Origin of the sequence: Moorena sp. SIO4A5, from assembly GCF_010672005.1 — a bacterium.
Taxonomy (GTDB): Bacteria; Cyanobacteriota; Cyanobacteriia; order Cyanobacteriales; family Coleofasciculaceae; genus Moorena.
Genome location: NZ_JAAHHZ010000211.1, coordinates 1 through 8,560 on the forward strand (window position 1 = coordinate 1; position 8,560 = coordinate 8,560).

The 8,560-nt window shown below is 44.9% G+C and carries 7 protein-coding genes; 4 read left to right on the forward strand and 3 right to left on the reverse strand.

Annotated features, from left to right (window positions below):
• Positions 1-142 precede the first annotated feature (142 nt).
• On the reverse strand, positions 143-4,054 hold the full coding sequence (locus F6K57_RS32445; RefSeq protein WP_293072151.1) for a HEAT repeat domain-containing protein: 3,912 nt from the start codon (positions 4,052-4,054) through the stop codon (positions 143-145).
• Positions 4,055-4,555: 501 nt separating this feature from the next.
• Between F6K57_RS32445 and gloA the strand changes: the two genes are divergently transcribed.
• Positions 4,556-4,984: a lactoylglutathione lyase gene (gene gloA / locus F6K57_RS32450; RefSeq protein ID WP_293072152.1), complete on the forward strand. Its 429-nt coding sequence runs from the start codon at positions 4,556-4,558 to the stop codon at positions 4,982-4,984.
• Between the two features lie 3 nt (positions 4,985-4,987).
• Here gloA and F6K57_RS32455 read toward each other — a convergent pair whose 3' ends face one another.
• A complete protein-coding gene (locus F6K57_RS32455; RefSeq protein ID WP_293072153.1) occupies positions 4,988-5,206 on the reverse strand; it encodes a hypothetical protein in 219 nt (72 codons plus the stop codon).
• Between the two features lie 257 nt (positions 5,207-5,463).
• Between F6K57_RS32455 and F6K57_RS32460 the strand changes: the two genes are divergently transcribed.
• Positions 5,464-6,891 (forward strand): carotenoid oxygenase family protein, encoded by a 1,428-nt coding sequence (locus tag F6K57_RS32460; protein WP_293072154.1) that lies wholly within the window; start codon positions 5,464-5,466, stop codon positions 6,889-6,891.
• Between the two features lie 88 nt (positions 6,892-6,979).
• On the opposite strand, the gene F6K57_RS32465 is transcribed toward F6K57_RS32460, so the two are convergent.
• Entirely contained in the window at positions 6,980-7,168 is a 189-nt protein-coding gene (locus tag F6K57_RS32465; RefSeq protein WP_293072155.1) for a hypothetical protein, read from the reverse strand.
• Between the two features lie 287 nt (positions 7,169-7,455).
• Between F6K57_RS32465 and F6K57_RS32470 the strand changes: the two genes are divergently transcribed.
• Both F6K57_RS32470 and F6K57_RS32475 read left to right on the forward strand, forming a co-directional pair.
• Positions 7,456-7,602 (forward strand): hypothetical protein, encoded by a 147-nt coding sequence (locus tag F6K57_RS32470; RefSeq protein WP_293072156.1) that lies wholly within the window; start codon positions 7,456-7,458, stop codon positions 7,600-7,602.
• A 44-nt stretch (positions 7,603-7,646) separates the two neighbouring features.
• Positions 7,647-8,560: MiaB/RimO family radical SAM methylthiotransferase (locus F6K57_RS32475; protein ID WP_293072157.1), on the forward strand; the 914-nt coding region annotated here is incomplete at its 3' end.

Consider the following 8,560-nt stretch of genomic DNA (forward strand, 5'->3'; position numbering starts at 1 on the left):
GGAACAGGGAGTGTGGGAAGTTTGGGGAGATGGGGAGATGGGGAGATGGGAAACATTTTTATAGCGTTTATCATACTGACGAGGTACAGTAAATTTTCGTCTTACACCGACTCCCGATTCCCGACTCCCGACTCCCGACTCCCTACAAGTCAATGGAATAATAATCCAAACTACCAAGTCCTGGACCCTGAGTCCACCGTGAATCAGGTTTCCAAGCACCATTTTCTTCTTCCCGGCGGCGAGTGTAGACAGTAAGCTGATTATCGTTAATTTTCAGTAGATTATATTGCCAGGGATAAGCGGATCGTAGTTCAAAGGTCGGTGCGCTAAAGGTGCCAGCACAAATTCCATGGAGTTTGCGCCCATCTCGGCTGAGGTCGTAAGGGAAAAGGCTGGCTTGGGCTTTGTGGATGTGCCCGTGGAGGAACAAACGGAATCCAGCAACAGCGAGTTGTTGCATGAAGCCTTGGTCGGTAATCCTATCGCTTCCGTCACTATTCAGGGGATGGTGCCAAACGGCTATTTTCAGGCAGTTGACGTAGTCTGGGTTACGGCGAATCTTGGTCAGGGCCTTGCTCAGAGCACCTGGGTGGATGCTAGCACGGGCTCTGAAGTGGTGATCCAGTTGCCAAGCAGAGTTTAGTCCTAGGATCAGCAAGTTTTGCTCTGGGAAATGGTCGATAATGGCTTGCTCGTCATAGTCTAGGGAATAGGCTTGACCTTTGATAGCTTGATAGAATTGGCTGAAGTGGGCAAAGCGTTGTTGGTATTTGGTATCATCTCGAACCCAAATCGCTCGTGGACTTTCTTCGATGTAGTGACCCTCTTCGAGTTTACCTTGGTATTTTTTGCGATCGCGTAAATCATAAGCGTCTTCTGATAGTTCCCAGTTCAGGTCATGGTTACCGGGAACTAGAACAATTTGCTTCGGGTCTAGGGGAAACTCTTGGCGGAAGTTGTGGAGAAACTGTTGTGCGGCCTGGTATTCTTCTGTAGTGGAATAATTAGCGATATCACCCGATAGGATAAGAGCATCAAGGTGAGGGATGTCAAGGTCTTGGGTGAGGTCTTGAGCCAGTTGGTTTGACCAAAGGGTAGCTTGGTCAAGGGTGGTGATGTGGAGGTCCGAGAGGTGGAGGATGTATATGGTTTTAGTGGCAATGAATTTGGGAGGATCGGCTTTGGGAGTGGGTTTGGGACAATAGATTGGGTTGTAGACTTGGTAGCGCTGTTGAATGGCGCTAAGAACATTTATAGTGTCATAAAAATTGATGACATTACTAGTTGCTGCTAAATCTGCCTTGTTAAGGAGATTAATCAGTTTAGTAATAGTGGTTTCTCGAGCAATTTTTCTCAGAGCTTTTCCCGCCATTATCCGTACAGATGACCATTCATCATCAAGACATTTAATTAATGGGTCAATCGGTACTTGTTCACCTATTTTATATAAAGCAAATGCCGCACTAAAACGCACAGCTTTGTGTTCATCATCAAGGCATTTAATTAACGGATAAATGAACCTTTTTTTTCCAATATCTCCTAGAGTGTTTGCTGCAAATATACGCACAACAATATTTGGGTTATTTAGGCATTTCAGCAACTTATTAATTCCTGATTTTTTCCCCATTTTTACCAAAGCAAATGCCGCACTATACTGCACCAAATAGTCGTCATCATCAAGGCATTTAATTAACGGGTCTATCGTGGTTTCTGTCCTCATGTTAGCCAGAGCAGATGCTGCTATTCTCCGGACAATACAGTCGTCATCATCAAGGCATTTAATTAACGGCTGAATTGCCTCTTCTGTACCCATTTCACCCAGAGTTCTTGCCGCCATCCTCCGCACAGATGATTCTGGATAATCCAAATATTCAACTAACGGCTCAATTGCTACTTCTATCCGCATTTTTACCATAGCGAATGCCGCACTTGAATGCACAAAATAATTATCATTATCTAGCCATTTAGTTAACGGATCAATCACTGCTTCTTTCCCTATTTTACCCAGAGCATCTGCTGCACTTGTACGCACAAAATCATTGTGATAATTCAGGCATTTAATTAACGGTTGAATCGCCGCTTCTGTCCTAATTTTACCCAAAGCATCTGCCGCACTTATGCGCACAGATGAGTCCTTATCATCCAGGCATTTAATTAACGGTTTAATCGTGGCTTTTGTCCTAATTTTACCCAGAGCATCGACTGCACTTCTACGGACAGATGAGTCCTTATCATCAAGGCATTTAATTAAGGATTCAATCGTGGCTTCTGTCCCAATTTTGCCCAGAGCATCTACCGCACTTCTACGCACATCTGAATCATCATCATCCTCCTCCAGGCATTTAACTAAAGGGTTAATCGTGGCTTTTCTACCAATTTTACCCAGAGCTTCTGCTGCACTTCTCCGCACAGATGAGTCGTTATCATAAAGGCATTTCATTAAAGGCTCAATCGTGGCTTCTGTGCCAATTTTTTCTAGAGCTTCTGCCGCCCTTATGCGAACAGATGAATCGTCATCATCTAGGAATTTAATTAAACGGTTAATCGTGGCTTTTATTCCAATTTTTTCCAGAGCATATACCGCCATAATACCCACAGAAGAGTCGTCATCATCCAAGCATTTAGTTAACTCAGGTATCGCTCTATCTGATTCAGTTATTCCCAACAGCTCAACCTTAAGTAACTTCGGAATCTCTAACTGAGCCACCAACCCAACAGTCTGCTCCTGAAACTCTGGTTTTACTGCTCCTGCTAATCTCGCTCCCAGTTGCCAATCCACTGCTAATCCTAACCTTACCACCCGCTGGGCTTCGGCTTCATTATCTACCAATTGCAGCATCAAAACCAGAGATTCTGTCCACTTCAAATAATTGAGATAGTTCTGTTGCAACTCCTGATCACTAAGACGTGGTAATTGCTTCAATAAATATTCTGCTGTATAGTATTCTTGGATCAGTTGGTGTCGAAACTCAATCAAATCTCCTGATTGTTGAATCAAGTGATAGTTGAGTAAGTCCTTTAGCCACGTCCTAGCGCGAACATCAGGATCGGTAAAATTATTATGACGTAGATAGTCAGTTAAAATTTCCTGGGCTTTTGTTTTGGGAATAGCAACGGTAATCTCTTTGGGATTATCCCCTGTTGTCATCACAAACCCTAACTGTTGCAGCAGGTCTGGCCAAAATTCTCTTGATTCCTCGGAAACGTTAACATCTTGCTTGATTTTTTCCGAATAGAACTGGGTAAATGAGCGAAACACTAACCCCAGATTGGACGGTATCTCTCCCTTATTTTGAAATAGGGAACATAACATCATCAATAGTAGAGGAGTTTCCCCAAGCTCCCGTAAGCGATTGCCCAATTGGTTAAGCATTTGCTCCCCCTGTTGTGGCAAATACTTTCGGACAAACTCCGACATTTGGGCTGCACTCAAGGGTTGCATTTCCAACTTCTTTTCAATCCCTAAGTCACCACCAACTCCTAAATCCCTAGTGGTGAAAATCATGGGAGTAGTCTTCTGGTATTTCTGCCGAAACTTAGTCAAATCCAGGCGTGCTGCTTCTGACGGTAGCTCGTTTACGCCATCGATCAGTAGCAAGAATTGTCGATCAAACAGTAGTTTTTCGATCTCCTTCGAGTCCAGCGGTTGACCAAGATGGCTTTCTAGGAAATGCTTCACTAACTCCAACACGGATGTCTGGTAATATCGCAGTTCCACCAGTACTGGAATTTTGTCTTGTATCCCTTCATCCCCCAACAATCGCACTAAGGCTGTGGATTTACCGGACCCCGGACGTCCCACCAGTAAAACATGCTCCGCAGCATACTTCCGCAATCCTGCCAGCACAGGCAACCGCTCAGTTTCTTCCCGATTTTCGTCTATTTGTGGCTGCTCGGACTTGATGGTTTGCACCATCAGGTCAAAGTTAAACAGCCCAGGGGTTGCTTGCTGCTCCTTGCGCTTGCGGTCTTCGACATCGGTCAGGGTATAAACGTGCCACCATTGGGCGTACTCTTGACGGATTGATGCTAGATAGGGATCCCAAGTGACCATCTTAAAGGTTGAAGGTTAATTGGTTGAAGGTTGAAGGTTGAAGGTTGAAGGGAACAGGGAGTAGGGAATCGGGAATCGGGAATCGGGAATCGGGAATCGAGAATCGGGAGTGGGAAAATGCGATCGCTAAATGAACTGTAGAATAATCAACTCTATTCTAGACACAAGAAGCTCGTAAACTCTGCCAGGTCTAGTGGCCGGAACCCCAAACCCGACCTTGATCAGAATTCGAGGGATAGCGCTGGGTTCTCAATTATATTTCAGATATCAAAGCAAAATGCTATAGCAATTCTGATACTCATCAGGTAAACAGGATTTCTTCCCGATTCCCGATTCCCGACTCCCGATTCCCGTTCCCCTCCTGGGAGGGGTTAGGGGTGGGTTCCGATTCCCTACTCCCTACTCCCTACTCCCTACTCCCTACTCCCTACTCCCTACTCCCTCTAACAACTGCTATACAATAGAACGGAATTGGCTGATTCAACAGGAGACACTAAGCTAATGCGAATGCTACACACAATGCTGCGAGTCGGCAATCTTGAGGAATCGATCAAGTTTTACTGCGATGTCCTAGGCATGAAGCTGCTCCGTCAGAAGGACTTTCCAGGGGGAAAATTTACCTTAGCATTTGTAGGCTACGGGGATGAATCTGACAACACAGTTATTGAACTAACTTATAACTGGGGGGTTGATCAGTACAACATCGGGGATGCTTTCGGTCATATTGCTCTTGGTGTAGACGATATCTACCAAACCTGCGACCAAATTAAATCTCTTGGTGGTAAGGTAGTGCGGGAGCCAGGACCGATGAAGCACGGTTCAACAGTGATTGCTTTTGTGGAAGACCCGAGTGGATACAAGATTGAACTGATCCAGCGCAAAGATCAGGAGTCTGCCCAGAAACCAGAAGCAACAGCAGTAGCTGGGTAATAACTATCGGGAGTCGGGAGTCGGGAATCGGGAATCGGGAATCGGGAGTCGGAATAAGAAAATTGAATCTAGCTGGTAAGTATGGGAAACCCTATAAAAATGTTTCCCATCTCCCCATCTCCCTATCCTCATAAGGGTAGGTTTTTTACAAAGGGGCGAGTAGGTACTTTGATTGTCTTGATGCAGTCGCTCATGGGGGAAACCCCCAAGACCGCGCTGCATCGCTACGTATAAATTCCTAAAAATATGTATCAAAAGACACACTAGTTGCCGGGATAATTCTCCCCATTTCCCGCTCTTCCCCTCCTGGGAGGGGTTAGGGGTGGGTTCCGATTCCCGACTCCCGATTCCCGACTCCCGATTCCCGACTCCCGACCCAAATGTAAAAAACCTACCCCTGTGAGATCTCCCTATCTCCCCATCTCCCTATCTCCCCATCTCCCCACACTCTTACCCCTGTTCCCTATTCCCTTTGAAAAATGATCCCTCAAGCATCTACAACAAAAGGCTGGGCGAATGCGATCGCAAAACCGGCAACAGAATTTCCGCCTACTGCCCTCCCGGTCATCTCTGGCAAAATCCCAGAAGGGTTGCGAGGTTCTCTGTATAGAAATGGTCCTGCACGGTTAGAGCGAGGTGGTGTACCGGTTGGACATTGGTTTGATGGTGATGGAGCAATTTTAGCAGTACATTTTACCCCTGCTGGTGCCACAGGAGTTTATCGCTACGTCCAAACCTCTGGCTATCAAGCAGAAGCTGCTGCTGAGAAATTACTGTACCCCAACTATGGCATGACAACACCAGGACCAATCTGGAAACGCTGGAGTAAGCCAGTTAAAAATGCTGCCAATACCTCAGTGCTACCATTACCTGATAAATTGTTAGCCCTCTGGGAAGGTGGTCATCCCCATGCCTTAGACCTGCAGACCTTAGAAACCAGAGGCACTGATGACTTATCTGGCCTAGGCAAAGGAGCAAGCTTTTCTGCCCATCCCAAGATTGATCCCAAAACTGGAGAGATTTTCAACTTTGGACTGACCCCTGAACTTAATAGCAGACTCAACATTTACAAGAGCAACTCCACTGGCAAAATTATCCAACAAGGGTCAGTACAGCTAGAGGGTTTCCCCTTCATCCATGATTTTGTCCTCGCAGGGCAGTATCTAGTATTTTTTGTACCCCCAGTGCGAGTGAATTTCCTGAAAGTAGCTCTGGGTTGGTGCAGCTATGGTGATGCTATGGAGTGGCACCCAAATAAGTCAACCCAAATTATTATCGTAGATTGTGACAGCCTTAGTGAAGTCAGTCGCGGTGAAGCTGAACCCTGGTATCAGTGGCACTTCAGCAATGGCTATGTGGAGAAAGATGGCTTGATCGTGATTGATTTTGTCCGTTATGGTGACTTTCAGACCAATCAGTATTTGAAAGAAGTTCCCACTGGTCAAACTAAAACCAAAGCGAAAGGAACCCTGTGGCAAGCCCGACTCAATCCTGACACTGGTCAGGTAGTGCAGTTACAACAGTTGTTCGATAGAAGCTGTGAATTTCCTGTGGTGCCGCAACAGCGAGTAGGACAATTCTCATCTCATACTTATCTATCACTACATCGCGAAGTCGTCGATATTAGTAAAGAATTGCATGGTGCAATTGGATGTTTTGAGCACAAAACTGGCACCTTGATTGTCGCTGATTTAGGGGAAAATCGCTATCCCTCGGAACCCGTTTATGCACCGGATAGCCTGAATCATGACCAGGGTTGGATATTAACAGTTGTGTATGACGGAAATTCTGATACCAGTGAAGTGATGGTATTTAGTAGAAACACCCTAAATCAAGAACCTATATGTCGTCTGGGATTACCAAAGGTTATCCCCTTCAGCTTTCATGGTCAGTGGAAATCCAGGTAGTAATATTTTTAATTTACCTGATAAATTAACCTGAACTGTAGCTATTAATTAATGCAGTATATAGCCATTTTTTTAAGGATAAAGGATTTCAATTTAAACAATCAGAAGTATCTCGTCGTCCGGTTCCTGGAGGACAACTTTCCTCCTCTAAAGCTAGTAATTGCTGTTCAACAGAATCAGACTGGTATCCCTTTCGAAAACTAGACTTACCTAGGTAAAAATTAATACCAACAGTAACTAGTAGAGTAGATAACAAGATATAGCTTTTAAAACCCATTGTGGTGACCTTGCTCAAAGTTTATACTCATTACTTCAAAACTTTCCCAGCAAAATCAGCAAAAAAAGTCAATAAATAGAAAAGGATTGTTTATAAGATAAAATCAACGTTTTTTTGCTAAAACAAATAATTGATTAACTTATTTTTATAAAAATTAAAACGATAATTTTAGGGATATTTGAAATAGTTTAAAAGTTAAAATACGTGTATTTACGGATACTATTAAATAGTTAAACCAGGTAAAGTAAGCATAAAAAAATCTGGTTAATATAGCGTTTATCAGAGTAATGAAATACACAGGATTTGTTCCCTACGCCCTACTCCGAAGCTCCCTGCTCCCTACGCCCTACTCCCTGCTGCCTTTGATAAATTCTATAGATAAATTCACCTTTGCCATAGGGATCAGAAAAAGGAGTAGGTTTGAAAATTTATAATTAGAGGAGATCCCCTGATCCAATCCTTAGCTGTTTAACGTAAGATGACCTCATTTCCCCGCCGCTACCATATCACCACCTTTGGCTGCCAGATGAACAAAGCCGACTCCGAGCGGATGGCTGGCATCCTGGAGGATATGGGCTTCCAGTGGTCAGAAAATCCCAACGAGGCTGACTTAATTCTCTACAACACCTGCACGATTCGAGATAATGCTGAGCAAAAGGTTTATTCCTACCTAGGAAGACAGGCAAAGCGCAAACACCAACAACCAGACCTGACCCTGGTAGTAGCGGGTTGTGTGGCACAACAGGAGGGAGAAGCACTGCTGCGGCGAGTTCCAGAAGTTGACTTAGTCATGGGACCGCAACACGCCAATCGTTTGGGGGATTTGCTAGACCAGGTATTTGATGGCAACCAGCTAGTTGCTACAGAACCAATTCATATTGTTGAAGACATCACTAAACCAAGACGGGACAGCAGCATTAGCGCCTGGGTAAATATAATTTATGGGTGTAACGAACGCTGCACCTACTGTGTAGTCCCCAATGTCCGAGGTTTAGAGCAATCCCGTACCCCAGAAGCAATTCGGGCAGAAATGGAGGAGTTAGGACGGCAAGGGTATAAGGAAGTCACCCTGTTGGGACAAAATATTGATGCTTACGGACGTGACTTACCAGGAGTGACTGAATCGGGGCGGCATCAGCACACCTTGACAGATTTACTGTATTATGTTTCCAATGTCCCAGGGATTGAGCGGCTCCGTTTTGCTACCAGTCACCCACGCTACTTTACAGAACGGCTAATCCGCGCTTGTCACGAGTTGCCGGAAGTGTGCGAACATTTCCACATTCCCTTCCAATCTGGGGATAACGATATTCTCAAAGCTATGGCACGGGGCTATACCCACCAGAAATATCGCCGTATTATTAATACCATTCGGGACTATATGCCCGATGC

Bases quoted from the DNA above. Each gene is read 5' to 3' on its own strand.
- F6K57_RS32455 (WP_293072153.1), bottom strand. From the start codon at position 5,206: ATGCAGCGCGGTCTTGGGGGTTTCCCCCATGAGCGACTGCATCAAGAC.
- F6K57_RS32465 (WP_293072155.1), bottom strand. From the start codon at position 7,168: ATGGGTTTTAAAAGCTATATCTTGTTATCTACTCTACTAGTTACTGTT.
- F6K57_RS32460 (WP_293072154.1), top strand. From the start codon at position 5,464: ATGATCCCTCAAGCATCTACAACAAAAGGCTGGGCGAATGCGATCGCA.
- gloA (WP_293072152.1), top strand. From the start codon at position 4,556: ATGCGAATGCTACACACAATGCTGCGAGTCGGCAATCTTGAGGAATCG.
- F6K57_RS32445 (WP_293072151.1), bottom strand. From the start codon at position 4,054: ATGGTCACTTGGGATCCCTATCTAGCATCAATCCGTCAAGAGTACGCC.
- F6K57_RS32470 (WP_293072156.1), top strand. From the start codon at position 7,456: ATGAAATACACAGGATTTGTTCCCTACGCCCTACTCCGAAGCTCCCTG.